This window comes from Agrobacterium sp. CFBP2214, from assembly GCF_030209895.1.
Lineage (GTDB): Bacteria > Pseudomonadota > Alphaproteobacteria > Rhizobiales > Rhizobiaceae > Agrobacterium > Agrobacterium radiobacter.
In genome coordinates this window covers 46,235-63,684 of record NZ_JARVRC010000008.1, presented here as the reverse complement: position 1 = coordinate 63,684, position 17,450 = coordinate 46,235, and the positions used below count along the sequence as shown (strand labels likewise).

Below are 17,450 nucleotides of genomic sequence, written 5' to 3'. Positions count from 1 at the left end.
CGGTGATCGGTGGGGCTGGTCGTGGGTCCGGCGACTGAAAACCGGTTTTATGATGAACGGACAGGCGCGAGCCTGCTTGCCCATTGGCGAGATCAACCGAGCATCGTAGGGCGGGAAGACAGGAATGGGCAATGCGCCTTGTGGGATGGACGGCCTGGGCAGTCCTGTTCAAACGCGGCAATCAGGGCGGCCTTGGGCCGCCCGGCAATCCATTAGCCCGTCAGACGCAGACGCGCGTTTTCAAACGGATAGCCATCATCGTCGACAGGACGGCGTGAGAGCTCCCTGAAACCCAGTCCGGTATAGAAGGACATTGCCTGCCGGTTTTCGATGTAAACATCGAGAGAAAGTTCTCCCCTGAGACCGAGAGCATGAGCAATGAGCCGGCGTCCGATTCCACGGCCCTGACGGTTTGGAGAAACAAATATTCCTCCGACGAATGTGTCGAGCAGGCTGATGAAGCCGCAGGGCAGATCGTGAATGGTCGCCACCCAGGTTTCGGCGCTGGGCAGATATTGATTTTCAATGAGCGCTCGCTGCTCGACCAAACGCGCTTCGCCTATAAACGGATGGACCACGCGTGACGCCTCCAGCCAGATGAGTGAGAGCTCTTGTGTGTCCTTTGCCGGCGCATAAGGCCGGATCAATACATCATGGTTCTTCATGAGAACTCCGAAGAAAAATATGCCAAGAGGTCCGGCAACCTCTACGGTGCCGGGCAAGACCGCTACGTGCGGCTACAATGGCTGCCTCTGCGCATAATCCTCCTTCTGCTGATGAGCTCTTCTAGAGCCCTGAAAGATGATGGTCAATTTCCATGTCGGGTCGCCGGATCGACACCGCCAGCAGTCCTCGTGATGAGTCACCACAACCCGGGCCGGGGAGAACCGACAATATCAGGCGAAGGCACTGGCCAGATCAACAATCGTTGTCGCCGCAAAACGGGTTCGAAGGGTGTGTTCGGCGTCTGTCATCGCCTCGCCCAGAAACATATTCACAGCACCCTCGACAGGACAGGCGCTATGGTCGTTCGAAAGGGCAATCGAAAACGCCGATCCGATCGTCAGCGCATCGTGGACCTGCTCGACGGTAATCTGGTCGGCTCCCCTTGCAAACCGCCAGCCACCGCTTCGCCCTCCCGCTGATTTCACGATCCCGTACTCCTTCAGGGCAGCCATTGTCCTGCGCACCACGACCGGATTGGTGTTCAGCATTTTCGCGATTGTTTCGGAAGTTTCACTCCCGCCGAGCAGATGCATGTGAACAAGTACGTGAAGCATGCGGGAAAGTCGGGTGTCTGACATTTCGTAACTTTCCTTGTTTCGGAAACTTGACGTGAAGTTTTCCGTAACATAAATTGTTTCGGAATAACAGAGGAGCTCGCCATGCCGTCTCGCAAGCTGGTCGCCAACGGACTCAGGATGCATGTTGAGGAGGAGGGGGAAGGACCGGTTGTCCTTTTGGCTCACGGATTTCCCGAAACCTCCTACGCCTGGAGACACCAGCTTGTCGCACTGGCAAGAGCTGGCTTTCGCGCCGTCGCACCTGATATGCGGGGCTATGGAGAAACAGAAAGTCCAACGTCACTCAGCAGGTATTCCATTTTTGACCTGGTGGGCGATCTTGTGGGCCTGCTCGATGCACTGAACTGCGACAGGGCTGTCATTGTGGGCAACGACTGGGGAAGTACAGTGGCCTGGCAGGCAGCCCTTATGCGCCCGGACCGCTTCAGAGGCGTTGTTGCAATAGGCGTTCCCATGATGGGCTCCCCGCCGGTACCGCCGACAAGTCTCTTTCCACAATCCGACACCGAATTGTTCTACACCCTTTATTTTCAGGAGCCCGGGATCGCCGAAGCTGAATTTGAGCGGGATATCGGCGCGACGCTTCGCAAGATTTTGTTTTCCGCATCGCGGGAGGCGGGAGCACGCGAGGAAGGCGACGGGACGCCTGATCCGTTCGGCATGGTATCGCCCATGAAGGGGATGCTCGCGCCCTTGCCGGCGCCCGACATCCTGCCGCAATGGTTGAGCGAGACTGATTTCGCCCATTATGTCGACGCCTTTGGCCAAACCGGTTTCAGCGGCGGGCTTAACTACTATCGCAACCTCGACGCCAACTGGAACCTGCAACGTTCGCTTCACGGTCTGAAAGTGGAGGTTCCGGCGGTCTATATGGTGGGAGAGCAGGATCCGGGATTGAGCATGCCTGCCATGCGACAGATCATTGACGCCATGCCCGAGCTTGTTCCCAACCTGACGCGGAGCTTCATAATACCGGATTGCGGACACTGGGCACCTCAGGAGAAACCGCATGAGGTTAGTGAAGCGATCATTGCATTTGCGAGGTCCTTGCAAAATTGCAAATAACGATGCCGCCCAAACCCGTTGGCCCTTTGCGCCAGGACCTCACCCGGTGCAACAGGTGATGACTGCAGCCGCCAGCAAAGCGCGGAGGGATTGGGTGGGAGACGCTGGCCGTCACCAGTTCTTCCGACGGCTCGCTAAACCCACGCGCCGGCACCCCTCAGCCGATCGCAATATGACCGGTCGGGGTTAACGCCCGTGACCAGGAACACCCCGCCCGAAGATGGCACGATGCTGTGTCCGGTCACTCATCCGGCCTCTTGCTGCTTCGTCCTTTCGTGCGATCTGTCGCGGTGGAAACCCAGCCGGTTCAGTCCGGCTATGACTTCCGGCGCGTTCATGAACAGTTCCCAAATCAGACCGCTCCGGTCGTTCTCCATCATGGCGACGACTGGCCCCTGATTGATCGCAAGATGCGTTTTGGAGACCCAGCCTGTTGATGGCTGAAAAGAATCCATCAGGCCAAAGCGGCCGACGAGCGCCCCGCCATGCCATCGCAGAAAGCGCAGCGCCGCCTGGCGTGCACGCTGCGGCAGGAACGGCATGCTTGAGAGGGCAGCCGTTGTTGCGATGATGCCATGATCATCGGTTGGAGAGTTCACGAGATAACCTTTCGGCCCGTCACAGGCGGACAAGCCCCATCCTGCTTCACCTGCATAGCGCGTGCGACAGTACCGGTAATTGATCAGGCAATGTGCGTGAACCTGTTCCAGATAGTCGCTGCAATAGGCATCACCGAGACCTCTCGGATCAAGCGTGCAGAACGAATAGTGCGACAGGAAGAGCGGACCTCCAAAAGGCTCGCCAAGCGGGAGCCGCACACCGAAATATGACGATCCGTTCCTGATTGCGCCATCGCGTGCCCACCCGGAATGATAAGTTTCCCGGCCGACCGGATGCGCCGTTGAACCTGCCGCCAGCACATAACAAACCAGAGCCTCGTTCCAGCCGGCGATCGGCAGATTTTTCGACCATGCATATCGCGGGCTCCAGTGCCAGAAAAGCGGCCCGGTCTTACCCCTGGTAAACCAGCTCCACTCCACCGTTTCGACGATTTCTTCAATGGATCGGCGAAGCTTGATCTCGGCGGATGTCTGCCCGCCAAAGAACTCACGCACGCAGATCAGCGCCTGAACCAGAAGCGCGGTTTCAACGAGATCACCGCCGTCGTCGAATTTCGCGAAGGGAAGCGTCTTTCCGCTGGACGCGTTGACGAAGTGAGGAAAAGCGCCATGGAACCGCTTGACCGCAGCCAGCGATTCCAGCATGCGGCCGGCCCGCGCAATAGCATCCCGGCGTGTTATCCAGGTACGATGAACGCCAACGATGAGCGACAGGAAACCAAACCCCACCCCGGAGATTGATGTGATCTCATGGATCGGCAAACCGTCGGCTCGCATCCGGTCCCTTGGCAGCCCGCTTTCGGGATGGCTTCCGGACCAGAAATAGTCGAAGGTACTGCGATGCAAGCTGTCAAGTTGACTGGATAATTCGTCTGTCACTTCCGACCTCGGGAGAACCCTGTGATCGAGGGCAATACTCGGCCAAGGCTTATCCGACTCGGCCTCTGTTTCCAACCGGAGGCAGATTGAGCGGGTATGCACATCGGAATAGAACCTGGGAGAACCTTGGCAGCTCCACGGGAACACCGGAAATTTTGCGTGGTGAAATGGGCAGGGCGAACAAGAGACAGAAGACCAATGATCCTCTCAATGTCCAACATCAGGAAGTCCTATCAGACAGCGGAAGGCAACGTCCCGGTGCTGAAGGGCGTTGATCTTTCGCTACAGGCCGGCGAAAGCCTGGCCCTGACAGGAGAATCCGGCAGCGGCAAGAGTACACTTCTGCATCTGGCCGGCGGACTCGATCTGCCGGACAGCGGCACTATTGCGGTGAGCGGCAGGTCTGTCAGCGGCCTCGATGATGCAGGTCGCGCAAGTTTCCGGCGCCGGGAGGTCGGGCTTATCTTCCAGCAGTTTAATCTCATCCCGAGCCTTAATGTCAGCTCGAACGTCTCGTTCCACGCGAGACTGGCAGGGCGGTTCGACCCGTCATGGCAGGAAGAACTCGTCGGGGTACTGGGAATCGGAGAGTTGCTCGGGCGTTACCCCGAGCAACTCTCCGGCGGTCAGCAGCAGCGGGTTGCAATCGCACGCACACTTGCGGCAAGACCGTCCCTCATCCTCGCCGATGAGCCGACCGGCAATCTCGATGAGGCGACGGCTGACCTCGTCATAGAAATCATGCTGAGCCTGACAAGATCAGCAAGGATCGCGCTTCTCCTCGTTACCCATTCAAATCGCCTGGCGGCAAAACTCGATCGGCGCATCATCCTCAGCGGCGGGAAGGTTTTGCCATGAACCATACCGCCTTCCGGGCGCTGCTCTCCCACTGGCGCTACAGGCCGCTCCAGTTTTTCACCCTCATTCTGGGTGTTGCGCTGGCGACCGGCCTTTGGTCGGCCGTCCAGGCAATCAACGCCGAAGCGCGGGCAAGTTATGACCGGGCAGCCTCGGTCCTGGCACAGAACCAGCTTGATCAGCTTGTGGCGAAGGACGGCGGGAAGATTCCGTTGCAGACATATGTCCGGCTTCGCAGGGCGGGTCTGGATGTCTCCCCGGTGATCGAAGGCGAGTACAGGTTTGGTACGACGCGTCTCAGGCTCGTCGGTATCGATCCATTGACAATGCCCTCGGGGCAAATCGTTCTTCCGCCCTCCGACCCGTCGGCTCTGATTGATTTCATGCGGGAGCCCGGCCAGATGATTGTCTCGCCGGCAACGGCTGCCAGACTCAACGATACCTCCGGCCTTTTAATCAGGACGGCGAAAGACATCCCGGACGATGCAGCTTTTGTCGATATTTCAACGGCGGACCGACTGTTGAAACGAAATGGCGACCTGAGCAGGATCGTCATTGTCGCTTCGCGAAACGCCGATTATCAGACGCCCGGGCCCCTTCCGCCCGACCTTTCCCTGAGAAAAGCCGGCAGCCGGTCCGATATCGCAAGGCTGACCGACAGCTTTCATCTCAGTCTCACAGCATTTGGATTTCTTGCCTTTGTTGTCGGTCTTTTCATCGTCTATTCCGCGACAGGCCTCTCGTTCGAACAGCGGCGCGGTACATTCAGAACCATGAGATCGCTTGGGGTTTCGCACAGTTCCCTCATGGTGATGCTCGTGATCGAGACAACGTTTTTTGCGCTGGTGTCGGGTGCCCTTGGTGTTGTGCTCGGTTATGTCGTTGCGTCGGCACTTTTGCCGGGTGTTGCCGCGAGCTTGCGCGGCCTTTACGGCGCAACTGTCGCCGGCTCATTGTCATTCCGTCCGGAATGGTGGCTGGCGGGAATTGTCATTGCATTGATCGGGACGCTGCTATCCTCGCTTCAACATTTCTGGCACGTCTGGCGCATGCCGCTTTTGTCGGCGGCACAGAGCAGGGCCTGGACCATGGCATCTACCCGAGGGCTGACGTTTCAGGCAGGCGCTGGAATGTTGCTGCTTATTTTGTCCGGCGTGCTTGCATCGCTGGGACACGGGCTCGTTTCAGGTTTTGCGGTATTGGGGACACTGCTTCTCGGCGCAGCATTCATTCTTCCGGCCCTTTTGGCGCTCGGACTGAAAGTCGGCGAAGATGTATCCCGACATGTGTTGGCGGGGTGGTTTTTTGCCGATACACGCCAGCAACTGCCCGGGCTTTCTCTCGCCCTGATGGCATTGCTGCTGGCGTTGTCAGCCAATATCGGCGTCGGGACCATGGTTTCCAGTTTCCGGCAAACATTCCTGGGCTGGCTCGACCAGCGCCTGGCGGCGGAAGTCTATGTGACGGCGCGCGACGAGGGCGAAGCGGCACGCCTGCGGCAATGGTTTCCGGACCACACAAGAGCGGTTTTGCCTGTCTGGAGCACGAAAGGTGAAATCTCCGGGCAACAGGTCCAGATTTTCGGCGTGGCTGATGACGCTACATACAGGGATCACTGGCCGTTGATCCTGGGCTCCGCCGCGACCTGGGACGAAATCGCGGCAGGACGAGGCGCACTGGTCAACGAGCAGTTCTGGAGGACAGGGAAGGCCTCGCTCGGCGAACAAATCGAATTGCCCGGAGGCTGGAGCGCTACGGTCGTTGGTATCTTTTCCGACTACGGCAACCCGACAGGCCAGGTTATCATCGGTATCGATGCTTTGGTTCAGCATTATCCGGACATCGAAAAACTTCGATACGGCCTCCGCATGGAACCGGGAATGGTCGAGGATTTCAGGCGCCGCCTGATGAAGGATTTCGGCCTGCCGGACGCGAACATTGTCGATCAGGCTTCGCTGAAACGTCAGTCAGCCGCGATCTTCGAACAGACATTTGCGGTTACCGGCGCGCTCAACGTCCTGACGCTTGCGGTGGCGGGTTTCGCCATGTTTTCGAGCCTGCTGACGCTTGCCTCGCTCCGCCTGCCCCAGCTTGCCCCTGTCTGGGCGCTTGGCCTTCGTCGTCGCCATCTTGCCATGCTTGAGGTCCTGCGAACGCTTGCCTTGTGGCTGGCCACCTTTGTCGCGTCCATCCCGGTCGGGCTGGGACTGGCCTGGGTTCTGCTGGCGATCATTAATGTAGAGGCCTTCGGATGGCGATTGCCCCTGATCCTGTTTCCGCTGGACTGGCTCAGGCTCGGCTTCACCGCTCTGCTTGCGGCCTTTGTTTCGGTTCTGATACCGGTCCGCCGGCTGGCCAAGACGGAACCGGCCGACCTTCTGAGGATATTCGCCAGTGAACGCTAAAATTCTCCTTCTGCTCCTTTCCGCAAACTGCATTTTGGCGCCGACCGGCATACTGGCCCAAGGCTTTGCGGGCCTGGGGTCGAATGCCGAAGGCTTCAGTATTCCGAAACGCGGGGTGCCGCTTGTTTTTCCAGGAGATCACGGGGCGCATCCTGATTTCAGGATCGAATGGTGGTATGTTACCGCAAATCTCCAGAAGGCAGATGGACAACGGATGGGCGCTCAATGGACGCTCTTTCGTTCCGCGCTTCAACCAACCGAACGCGCGGGGTGGACCGATCCGCACATATGGATCGGGCACGCAGCCGTCACCACTGCCAGTGGTCACTACCTTACCGAAAGGCTGGCAAGGGGAGGGGTCGGCCAGGCGGGTGTCGACGTTGAACCCTTCGAAGCCTGGATTGACAACTGGCAAATGAAATCGACGGGTACGGATCTCCACGACCCACTCGACCAACTGGAACTCAACGCTGACGGCAACCACTTCCAATATAACCTGAAGCTTCGGGCGCTCGGGCCGCTGATACGCCAGGGAGACGGTGGATACTCCGTGAAATCGGCGGAAGGGCAGGCAAGCTATTATTATTCTCAACCCTTCTACGATGTCAGCGGCAGCGTTCGTGTCGACGGCGATATTCAAAAGGTAACCGGCAAGGCATGGCTCGATCGGGAGTGGTCGTCCCAGCCACTTGCTGCCAATCAGACGGGCTGGGACTGGTTTTCGCTCCACCTGACGTCAGGCGAAAAACTCATGGCATTCCGGCTGCGCGATGACAATGGCGGCTATATTTCCGCCAACTGGATTTCAGCAGATGGCAAGACGACAACCATCGATCCGGGGGACATCATCCTCACCCCTTTGCGGACCGCTGACGTGAAGGGCAAGGCAGTCCCGGTCGAGTGGAGCATCAGGATACCGGGGCGCGGCCTCGACATTAAAACACTGCCCCTTAACGAGCAGGCATGGATGGCGACATCGACACCCTACTGGGAAGGACCGATAGAGTTTAAAGGGAGCATTTCGGGACAAGGCTATCTGGAGATGACCGGTTATTAAACCTCACGACCTCCCGGGAGATGATGGTCTTCGTTTTGAGCGATGCCTCCGGTGCGAATGCCGTATGCGGGACAGATAGCGGCGGGGCCAGAAAAAGGGAAAAGTGTTGTGTGGGGAGGTTCGTTGGTCGCCGCCAGGCCCGCGTCCAGCGCGTGCACCGGTTCCCGGCCCCGCGGAAAAGTCCGACACGTTTCAGCCCGCTTTTCATTGTTTTCGGAACATTGGGCGCCGATGCTGGTTAGATGATTCCCGCATGGCGATCCGGTCAAAGCCCAAACATGGTCAGGCCGGGGAAGTCTCTGCCGGGAGCAAACTTTAACGGAGGTTGAATTGAACAAATTTCTCGTCATCGGATGCGTAGGACTGTGTCTGACAGCTTGCGCATCGACAGAAAAAGGTGCCGGGATTGGCGCTGCAACAGGCGCCGTCGTCGGTGGCGTAGCCACAGGCAACGTTCGCGGCGCCGCAGTCGGTGCTGCTATCGGTGGCGTATCCGGCGCCTTGATCGGAAACGTAGCAGGACAGCCCGGCCGTTGTTACTATCGCGACAGCGACGGAAACCGCTACGTTGATCGATGCTGATCTGTCCGGCCTCTATCATCGAACATAGCTGACGGTCGGCTACGAAGCCGCGCCGTATGACAGCGGCTTGTAGCCTTGATTTTTATATCTGTTGGCTTCAATCCCCGGCCTGATGGGTGCTTCGGAGTAAGCTAGTGTGGGCGTGCTCGTCGATACCGGAATGGCACCAATCGACCGGCCCGGGGGCAACGCCATAGAGCGTGCCAGTGACCCGCATGCGCTGTGACGGCAAAGGACGCATCGCTGTCTTTCGGTGAATGCTTGCTGGATCGTCTGACAAAGGTTCAGCTGGCGGCAAGATTCTCTGCTGAACCATTCTCCTTGCTCCTCAGATTTGTCAAATCCTCATCCAGTTCGCTAAGCCGCATCATATGTGCCGCGACCTGCAAGGAGATAGTACGCGGATCATCTGGCGAGAAACGTTGCCAACTCTTGAGACTGTCGACGACCTCAATGAGATCGCGGCGTTCTTTTTCAAGCTTCCTCAGGTCCCAGATCATTGTTACTCGCCTCCCGTTTCCACGTGGTTGAACGTAGCACGGCAGGATCAGTCCAAATCCCTAAGATTTAGCGTAAATTTTATCTAAATTGCCACTCCCGCCGGAGACTGGGTTCGGGCCCGTATATCGGCAGTTGCGCTCGGCCTGTTGAAGGAGGCCCGAAAGAGGTCCTTTATGCTCGGTCCTGCTGAAACTCGCCTGTTTCACCGGAGCGGTGACGGAACCTGTCACACCCGGCAAATCGATGCCATTCGATCCGCTCACCTGACTGCCGGAGGTTTCCGCACCGCCAGTGCTTGTCGGCTGCTTTCGCAGACTTGAACCGTTTGCACAACCGGTTACCAACATGCCTGCGGCAAGTATGCAAACGAGGGCTGGAGACCGCATTCGACGTTCCACTTTCACGCGAGGAGTACAAGCAACGTGCCAGAACGCGAAACGAAATCGTGGCCTTGGTGCGCAGGGGGTCAAGCTCGGCTCATGAGTCATAACTAGGCCAACATGGTTAGCAGTTGGTTAATTGCCAAACCCGGATCTGGTGTTCCTTCCTCGGATCAGCGCCGCGCCCCCGCAGTTACCTGATAACAATATTGACCTGTGAGATTGAGACCCTAGAATCGCCAGCAGATTCTTTTGAGGTGTCGTTTTGCCAAAGCTCGAGCTTGTTTTTGTTATAGGCGCTTTTTTGGCTTTGGGGACATGGCTTTACTCGGACGAGTATCGGGCGCATGGCGCTCTTGTGACAATAATCCTTCTCGCGGTCGCATCAATCTATATCCTCTTGACGTCCAAGGAGAGAGTGTACCGGTTATATGCATGTATATCGCTGACCGTAATTTCCGCGGCAATCGGGGTCGTATTGCTGCGATTGTCAGGAATGCTTGGCTGATTCCGCGACGCAGGAATCAATATGCCATCGCGAACTGATGCGTCACGACAATGGGCGGGCATGAGACCTCTGCCGGGCCTCCTTCAGCCTTTTCCTTTCCTGCAACGCCGGCACAGCGATAGCTCGTGCATCGGATTTGGAAAATACGACCGTTCAATGGTCGATTTAGCAGCATAAAAGTGTGGCGGCAGCGACGATAGCGTTCCGGGGCTGCGGATTTACGAGAGCAACTACGGGCGTTCGATGCGATCCGAACGGTCAAAAAAATCGAAGCAGATACGACAATCCAGCGACCTGCGGTGTAAAGGAACTGGTCAGCGAAACCGGTTGTTCGCTAGAATCTGGTTTCGATTTTTATGCGCACCGCATGGTCCCGGGTCCCGGAATCATCGAAGCCGGTCCGGTACTCCAGGCCAGCGGACCATACATTGAAGATCGCATCAAGCGTAAGCCCGATGTTGCCATAACCGGAGGTCTCATCCTTTCTGTCGAGCGCATAGGGAAGCCCGCCAGATGCGGCATAACCCATTATGGCACGGCCGGAATCCTTGAAGTCGAGTGCATATTCAGCCCTGACGCCTGGGATCAGCCTGCCCCATTCATGGTCGAACGCGTAACTGGCGCGCAGGCCCAGAACGCCCGCTACATTGTCGACCGTCTGGTCACCGTAAGTGAGGCGATAGGTGCTGTCACCTGCTTCGGAAAAGCCCTGAAGCCAGGATCGTGACATCTCCACCCGGCCGTAGGGCGATACCAGCCACGATTCGTTACGGAACTCGTAAGCGGCCGTCAGTGAACCAAACAACTGACTGCCGTTACGTCTTCCGCTTGTGAAATTGCTGTCGGCCGCAATGAACCGTACCGAATTGAAATCCAGAACGCTACCGCCGAGAAGCGCGTCAATAAACAGATTCTCGAACGGTGTATAGCTGCCATAGAAAGCGGCGCTGTAGGCGTTGGCACGACTTTGCGTGCCATTGTTGCCAACATCTGTGCTATCACGTCCATAGCCGACGCCAACACCTGCGATGAGCTCTTCCGAGAAACGGTAGTCAATGCCACCGCTGACGCCCGCAAGCGTGTAATCGAGATCGAGCCTGCCATCTTCCCGCTCACCGAAATTGACGAAGCCGCTCGTCCAGACAGCGAAAGGACCGGGGTCAAAATCTCGCTCCGGGAATTGATATTCCCCGGGAGCGACGACTTTCTCAGGAAGCCCTTGCTTGTTCTCGGTCGCATAACCGAGCGATGCAATGCCGGTGCCACCCGGATCCGGCTCGGGCTCCACGGGCGAACCGGAACCGGCGCCCGTCGACTGTCCCCCAAAACGTATACCGAAACTCGACTTTCTGCGCTCGCCCTCGTTATGAAGTCGCTCAAGCCGATTTTGGAAATTGCGTATCTGAACCTGCGCAAAACGTCCTGCGGCGCTCGTCTGCGCGTTGAGCAAACCAACAACGTCGGCGTCCATTGTTGGATCCGGAAAAACAAGTTTCTCCCTGTTGATGGAGATCGTGTAGGAACGTGCAGCTCCGTTTTGCGCCGTCACCAGCACGGATACGGTGTTTATACCCACGGCCAGTTCGATGGGCGGGCTCATATTCCCCGATGCGATCACATTGCCATGTATCGTGACGGCAGCGAAAGGGTCGGCGGCTGTCGGCATCACCTGAAGCGTAGCGGTGTCGAAAGGAAGGGAAAGCATATAATTAGCGACGCCCGGCGAAAATGCCGGTTCAAGACTTCCGACCGACGTGACCAGCGCAGCAAGACTTGTATTTCCGGACTGAGCGCGGACGATATTGACGCGGTATGTATTTGTGCTTACCCCGTCCCGGGCCGTGACGGTTATGTCGGCCGCATTGTTGCCGATGGCGAGTGGTATTGCCGGGCTCGGAAGACCGCCCGGGACGGGCGACCCGTTCAGCGTGATTGTTGCTGCGGCGTCGGCAGCAACGGCTGTCAGGGAAACACGCTCTATATCGCTTCCGACACTCACGACATAAGAGGTTATGGATGCCGAGAAGGATGGGGTGAGGGTGCCGGCGCTCGGTCTGATGTCTTGCAAATCCGCATTTATCGAAGAGCCGACTCGCCAGGTCAGAGTGTTGGACGCGAGGTTGCCATTTCCGCCCGTGTTGATTGCGGAATTTGCCGGCAAGCGAAGACTGAAAGTACCCGCACCGGAGGTGTAAAATACCAGAACGTCGTAGGTAATATTATCGTCGGTTCGAAGCCCCGTAACAGAACCGACCGCCGACCCGGTCGGGATCAAACTGAAATCCCCCTGCGTCAGTCCGGTAACCGCTTCCGAAAACGTGACTGTTATACGGCGAATGGAATCATCAGGGGAGGAAGAGGTAGAAAGAGTGACCGTTGGGGAATTTGCATTGACGAGTATCTGGCCCGTCGGGGGAACGCTGTTCAGGGCAAGTTCGGCTGGCTCGCCAACGGAATTTGCAATTGTGCCACCATTTAATGCGATGGATGTGCCAAGAGCAATTCCGTCCATATCCACATCGCCGGACTGGACAGTATATGAAAATGTGAGGACGCTGGAGCCGGTACCGGATCGATAGGCGGCTTGCCGGGTGGTCGCGCCGATGATGAGTTGAATAGCGGGAGTACCGGTGATCCAAACACTCTGGTCCATGTGAACGTGGAAACTCAATGTTTGACCGGCGTTGTAGTGTCCGTTCGCCGGCACGTCGACGGTTCGCACCCCCGGCGCGACAGCGGAAAGGACCGTCAAGGACGCCGGAGCGGAGTAAACGGTGCTACCTGCCAGCGTTGCCGCAACTCGATAATAGGTGCCGCTGTCAGAAAGCCTGACGTTCGGCAAGTGGAGTTCCGCTCCGTTGCCGTTGCTGACATTGGAAAACTGCCCGCTCGGGCTATAGGCCTTTTGCCATTGTATCGAGGTGGCGGCGTCCTGAACCTCGACGCTGAAAATGGCGCCCCGGCCTTCCGAAACGGAAACCGCGACCGGATGTCGGGTGACAACGGGCACCTGTGCCGAGGCGGCAACTGCCGTCAGAATGCTTATGAAAGCGGTCAGTATTACGATTGACAAATACCGGCGCGTTCCATCCAGCGTAAGTGTAGACCTAAAAAATGGCGGCATAGGTCAGAACTTTATGCCTGGGCCAACCCTGACCGTGTGCTGGCCGGTATCGACAGCGACGCCCTGAAGGGACTTGTCTCCATAATCAGTATAACGGTATTCGATACGACTGAACATATTGTCGGTGAAGGCATAGTCCAGCCCGGCGCCGATCGTGTAACCGCTGAATGTCTTTTCCTGTTTGTCCAATTCCGGCGCGTCCACATAGGCCCGCGTTCCGGCCCATCCCGCCGTAGCGTACGCAAGGACGTTGTTAAAGGTGTAACCGACACGGCCACGCAGCGCCCCAGCCCAGTCCAGACCGAAAACAGCGCCAAAGACTTCCTGTTCATTCCAGTGGCGTTCAATATCGCCCTCTACGGCGACAACAACATTGTCGCCGGGCTGGTAATGGTAGCCTGCAAATCCACCGAAGAGACTGCCATTGGCGTTTTCAGTTCCGGCGACACCGAAGCCTGAAAACGCGCCGTTGGCCCAACCTCCACCGGCATGAACTCCGAAATAGGTTCCGGACCAGGTGAACTCCGGTTTCTCCGCAACGGGCTGCGCGGTGTCCTCAACGGTGACATCCGCCGCAATCGCTGCGGATACGGTCAATGCTAGAGCGGCAGGCAGAAAGAATATTTTCACGGTGTGAAGCCTGATTGGAGACGACGATGTGGCGCTCGTTGAAACTCCGCTCTGCGCCGCCGACGCCCTGAATTGACGGCGCGCCGGAAACGCCTGGTGTGTGCGCCCACAGTGCAGACAATCGAAATTTCACAGGGGATAGAAGAGTTTTCGGACCGGCAGTGGCAAATCTATCCCTGCGCGCAAATGGCACTGGATAAAACAATCATTAAACGCAAATCCTGCAGACCGCGGATTGCGGTTATCGTCCCCATCTAGAGGCGTGATCGAACCAGGTTTGTGACTCGCCCTGTCTCGCCAGCGCGTTTTGCTGCGCAAGGGCACGCATCTCGCGCGGGCTCAATCCGTAGATACGCTGGAACGCGCGCGTAAAATTATGCGCGTACAGGAAACCGTGTTCCAAACCGATATCGGCGATGGACCTGGAGCTGTACGCCGGATCGCGAAGCACCTTGCGCGCCATTTCCAGCCGCCGTTTCAGAATATAGGAAGCCACACCGCCGTCATCGGAAAAGAGGTAGGTCAGTTTACGTATCGATATACCGAAGGTTGCCGCAATTCCGACAGGGGACAATTCCGGGCTTAGCAGCTTCGCATCAATATGGCGGCGGATTTCCTCACGCTGCACGTGAACGAGGCCCCTGGCCAAATCCTCTCTCGGAGCCCCGTTAAGGGTGGCAGCGACGAGTTCGATCGTCGGCTGAACCAAAGCCGCGGCCTGTCTTTGATTCAGAAGTGGAAGAGTGTGAAAGATATTATCGATGTGTTTGCGAAGCAGTACCACCATCGGCTGATGCGCTGAAAGGACCCTCATATTCTGCTCGTCGGGATGGTTTAACAACCCCACCAGCATCTGGCGAGGAATGAAGAGAGTAATATTGGAAAAATCGTTCGCTGATCCGGCATGGGCCTGGGCCGTATCATGAACGATCAGATCTCCGGGAGCGGCCTCGGCTTCCGCACGACCGTCCTGTCGCCGCCACCATCCACTGGTGAAAAACTGCACTTCGAAATGTTCGTAACCATCCGCAGCAATCCGATAGCTGGACCGGCTGAGCGTCTGTCCGACACTCTCGCAGTGGGTGAGCAGAAGGTCGCCCAGACGAAACGTAAGATGCCGGGTGTAAAAGCCGCTCGGATCGGTGAGTTTGAAATCATACAACGAACCTGCCGATTCCTCCCAGAAGGCGAGAGCCTTTTTAAGAGTGGTGCCGCGCGTATCCGTTTTGAACAGGAGCGTCGGCGGGTTGATTTTTATTACATCGCGTGCAGGGTCGACGGTCATATCATCTTCTTTTGTCGGATTGGGGCCTGATACGCACGTTTGCCCACCTGCGTGTCAGTAAAAGACTGTCAGGGTGTTTTCGACAACCGGGAGGCATCACCTCGTCAGGCGAAGACAACGCCTGTCGTGGCCGGAAGCCCGTCGTTCCATAAACTGGTTGCCGGCACTGAACCTGATTTGCGTGAAACATCCTCAAAAAAATCCCCGGTGCGCGGTAAGAGAAGGCAATGAAGAGCTGCGAACTACGCGGCCAGATTGGGAACCTGCCATCGCGAAATTCGTTAGCGCCCAAGGCCCCACGAAACCATATCAGGAATTTCGCAATGCCAAGGTACTTTTTCCATGTGCGTGACGCGCAGGGGCTCTCCGTGGATATGGAAGGAGCTGTCCTTTCTACGGATGAGCAAGCAAGGCGTGAAGCCGTTCAGGCTGCGAAGGAAATGTTAGCCGAGAAAATTCTCAAAGACGAAATTCTGGATGGCAACGCGTTTGAAGTGGTGCGTAGTGATGGATTTCTAGTCGCAAAAATTCCGCTAAAATCCGTAATCCGGTTCAAGTAGTTCGAATACGACCTACGTTCCTGTATTTATCCTCGACCTAGAGGCGGTCACGAGCGGCGGTCAGCCGGATGACCAAGCCGTCAGAATTCCAGTCTCGATGAATTTCTCCGCCAAGCTGACTACCAACGGTTGCGCGGCCGAGAATTGTCCCAAAACCTTCCCCGTCGGACGTCCGCTTGACCGGCGGCCCACCTTTCTCGGCCCAGATGAGGGTGAACAGCTTGTCGTCGCTTTGACATGTGATTTCAACACGTCCTTGCTCGGTTGACAGCGAGCCGTATTTTGCTGCGTTGGTCGCGAATTCGTGTAGCAGAAGCGCATAACTCGTCAGAGAACCGCCGGTAATTGTGATATCTGGACCACTAATTATCACGTGAGGAGCCGCGCCCTGACCATAAGGGGCGAGGATTGTTTCAAGCAATGCATGAAGTGTTGTCGCCCGAGCAAGGCGATCTGATTCTTCGGAGGTGTGCGGAACTGTCAACGTATGTGCCCGCGAAAGAGCGCCAAGCCTGTCTCGCACTGCGGCTGCGAGCTCGGCTGTCGTATTTGCCGTTCTTGCACTGAGAGACACTATGCTGCTCGCCACAGTGAAGAGGTTTTTTACCCGATGGTTCATTTCGTGGATCAACAGATGTTGTTGCTCCTCAGCGCGCCGGCGTTCCGTTATGTCGCGTGCGATCTTGGAAGCACCTATGACCTGACCTGACCGGTTTCTGATTGGCGAAACAGACAGGGAAATATCAACACGTGTGCCGTCCTTGCGCTGGCGGACCGTTTCATAGTGATCGATCTTCTCGCCGCGCCGAAGGCGCGCAAGAATGCTGGGCTCCTCATCGGTTCGATCCGGCGGGATCAACATCGTGACGGAGCGGCCAACGGCTTCTTCTGCAGTGTAGCCAAACAACTGTTCGGCGCCTCGATTCCAGTCCGTGATAATGCCGTTCAGATCTTTTGCCAGAATTGCGTCATCCGAGGACTGGATTATGGCCCTCATACGTTGTGTGATCTCGTTATCGAATTGATCATCGGGTTCTTCGACAAGCATGTTGATCCCACCGGAGATGGCGCCCCCGGCATCGAATATCGGTGTAGCGAACGCACGCACCGGAACCTGGCTTCCATCGGCTCGCTCTACAAGCATCCGATAATCTCGCACCGCTTGCTTCTCGCGCAGGGCCATCGCCATCGGGCTCTCTGCGTGTGGCAATGGCTTGCCATCGGGTGTGCGAAGCCTGAGGGATCCGCAGTATCTGATTTCCTTTAGATGGGGCTTGAGCCCCCATATGTCGGTAGCCAACTCGTTGTAAAATGTGAGGATGCCGGCGTTGTCGGTGAGATAACCCGCAATCGGCGAAACCTTCAGAAAATCGCGCGACGCCAGATGTCCGTCCAACATCTCGCTCGGCGACCCGCGAGCGAGATTGGAACGAAACGCTCGATTATCATCATCATCGGTGTGTCCGGACACTTGATACCTCTGACTCGCTCGTGTTGATCCGGGAGGATGGCATATAGCTTCGCTTACGTTGGAGTCCTGTTGTCAAGGGACAGGAAGCTATCTTGTGGAAGACGACCTGACAACCCGGAACATGGCCGCTCCCTTGATCCCTTTGGTCTTCACCCACGTGGCCGCCCGGGCTTCGTGCAGTCTGAGATTGTCGCGTTGCCCGCAGCGTCAAGCGCTTGGCT

14 protein-coding genes are annotated in these 17,450 nt (G+C 57.1%); 6 read left to right on the top strand and 8 right to left on the bottom strand.

Features of this window, described 5'->3' with window-relative positions; translation table 11 throughout:
* Window positions 1-212: 212 nt before the first annotated feature.
* A complete protein-coding gene (locus QRN60_RS20760) occupies window positions 213-665 on the bottom strand; it encodes a GNAT family N-acetyltransferase (RefSeq protein ID WP_111785165.1) in 453 nt (150 codons plus the stop codon).
* Between the two features lie 231 nt (window positions 666-896).
* Window positions 897-1,304: an RrF2 family transcriptional regulator gene (locus QRN60_RS20755; protein WP_020808177.1), complete on the bottom strand. Its 408-nt coding sequence runs from the start codon at window positions 1,302-1,304 to the stop codon at window positions 897-899.
* A gap of 81 nt (window positions 1,305-1,385) precedes the next feature.
* On the opposite strand from QRN60_RS20755, the gene QRN60_RS20750 reads away from it, so the two are divergent.
* The gene (locus tag QRN60_RS20750) at window positions 1,386-2,369 is read left to right on the top strand and encodes an alpha/beta fold hydrolase (protein ID WP_111785166.1); all 984 of its coding nucleotides are present in this window, start codon (window positions 1,386-1,388) and stop codon (window positions 2,367-2,369) included.
* 245 nt (window positions 2,370-2,614) lie between these two features.
* Here the strand turns inward: QRN60_RS20750 and QRN60_RS20745 are convergent, their stop codons facing one another.
* The gene (locus tag QRN60_RS20745) at window positions 2,615-3,766 is read right to left on the bottom strand and encodes a glucoamylase family protein (RefSeq protein WP_111785167.1); all 1,152 of its coding nucleotides are present in this window, start codon (window positions 3,764-3,766) and stop codon (window positions 2,615-2,617) included.
* A gap of 300 nt (window positions 3,767-4,066) precedes the next feature.
* Here QRN60_RS20745 and QRN60_RS20740 point away from each other — a divergent pair, with 300 nt between their 5' ends.
* From QRN60_RS20740 to QRN60_RS20725, 4 genes are all read left to right on the top strand, one after another.
* Window positions 4,067-4,726 carry an ABC transporter ATP-binding protein gene (locus tag QRN60_RS20740; protein WP_087747312.1) on the top strand — a complete coding sequence of 220 codons (660 nt, stop codon included), beginning with the start codon at window positions 4,067-4,069 and terminating at the stop codon, window positions 4,724-4,726.
* Complete coding sequence (locus QRN60_RS20735) at window positions 4,723-7,131, top strand: ABC transporter permease (protein WP_111785168.1); 2,409 nt, start codon at window positions 4,723-4,725, stop codon at window positions 7,129-7,131. The genes QRN60_RS20740 and QRN60_RS20735 overlap by 4 nt, the downstream gene beginning before the upstream one ends.
* Window positions 7,121-8,188, top strand: a complete 1,068-nt coding sequence (locus tag QRN60_RS20730; protein WP_111785169.1) for a lipocalin-like domain-containing protein — start codon at window positions 7,121-7,123, stop codon at window positions 8,186-8,188. The genes QRN60_RS20735 and QRN60_RS20730 overlap by 11 nt, the downstream gene beginning before the upstream one ends.
* 330 nt (window positions 8,189-8,518) lie before the next feature.
* Entirely contained in the window at window positions 8,519-8,770 is a 252-nt protein-coding gene (locus tag QRN60_RS20725; protein ID WP_111785170.1) for a YMGG-like glycine zipper-containing protein, read from the top strand.
* Window positions 8,771-9,054: 284 nt separating this feature from the next.
* Here QRN60_RS20725 and QRN60_RS20720 read toward each other — a convergent pair whose 3' ends face one another.
* The 4 genes from QRN60_RS20720 to QRN60_RS20705 form a co-directional block, all read right to left on the bottom strand.
* Window positions 9,055-9,270, bottom strand: a complete 216-nt coding sequence (locus QRN60_RS20720; RefSeq protein ID WP_080865387.1) for a hypothetical protein — start codon at window positions 9,268-9,270, stop codon at window positions 9,055-9,057.
* A 1,223-nt stretch (window positions 9,271-10,493) separates the two neighbouring features.
* Window positions 10,494-13,232, bottom strand: coding sequence for an autotransporter family protein (locus QRN60_RS20715; protein ID WP_165001899.1), 2,739 nt, complete (start codon window positions 13,230-13,232; stop codon window positions 10,494-10,496).
* A 54-nt stretch (window positions 13,233-13,286) separates the two neighbouring features.
* Window positions 13,287-13,913 (bottom strand): outer membrane protein, encoded by a 627-nt coding sequence (locus tag QRN60_RS20710; RefSeq protein ID WP_129567474.1) that lies wholly within the window; start codon window positions 13,911-13,913, stop codon window positions 13,287-13,289.
* Between the two features lie 241 nt (window positions 13,914-14,154).
* A complete protein-coding gene (locus QRN60_RS20705) occupies window positions 14,155-15,198 on the bottom strand; it encodes a helix-turn-helix domain-containing protein (protein ID WP_111792772.1) in 1,044 nt (347 codons plus the stop codon).
* A gap of 323 nt (window positions 15,199-15,521) precedes the next feature.
* On the opposite strand from QRN60_RS20705, the gene QRN60_RS20700 reads away from it, so the two are divergent.
* Complete coding sequence (locus QRN60_RS20700; RefSeq protein ID WP_111785174.1) at window positions 15,522-15,758, top strand: DUF6894 family protein; 237 nt, start codon at window positions 15,522-15,524, stop codon at window positions 15,756-15,758.
* 37 nt (window positions 15,759-15,795) lie between these two features.
* Here QRN60_RS20700 and QRN60_RS20695 read toward each other — a convergent pair whose 3' ends face one another.
* On the bottom strand, window positions 15,796-17,229 hold the full coding sequence (locus QRN60_RS20695; RefSeq protein ID WP_284766552.1) for a PAS domain-containing HWE histidine kinase family protein: 1,434 nt from the start codon (window positions 17,227-17,229) through the stop codon (window positions 15,796-15,798).
* Window positions 17,230-17,450: the final 221 nt, after the last annotated feature.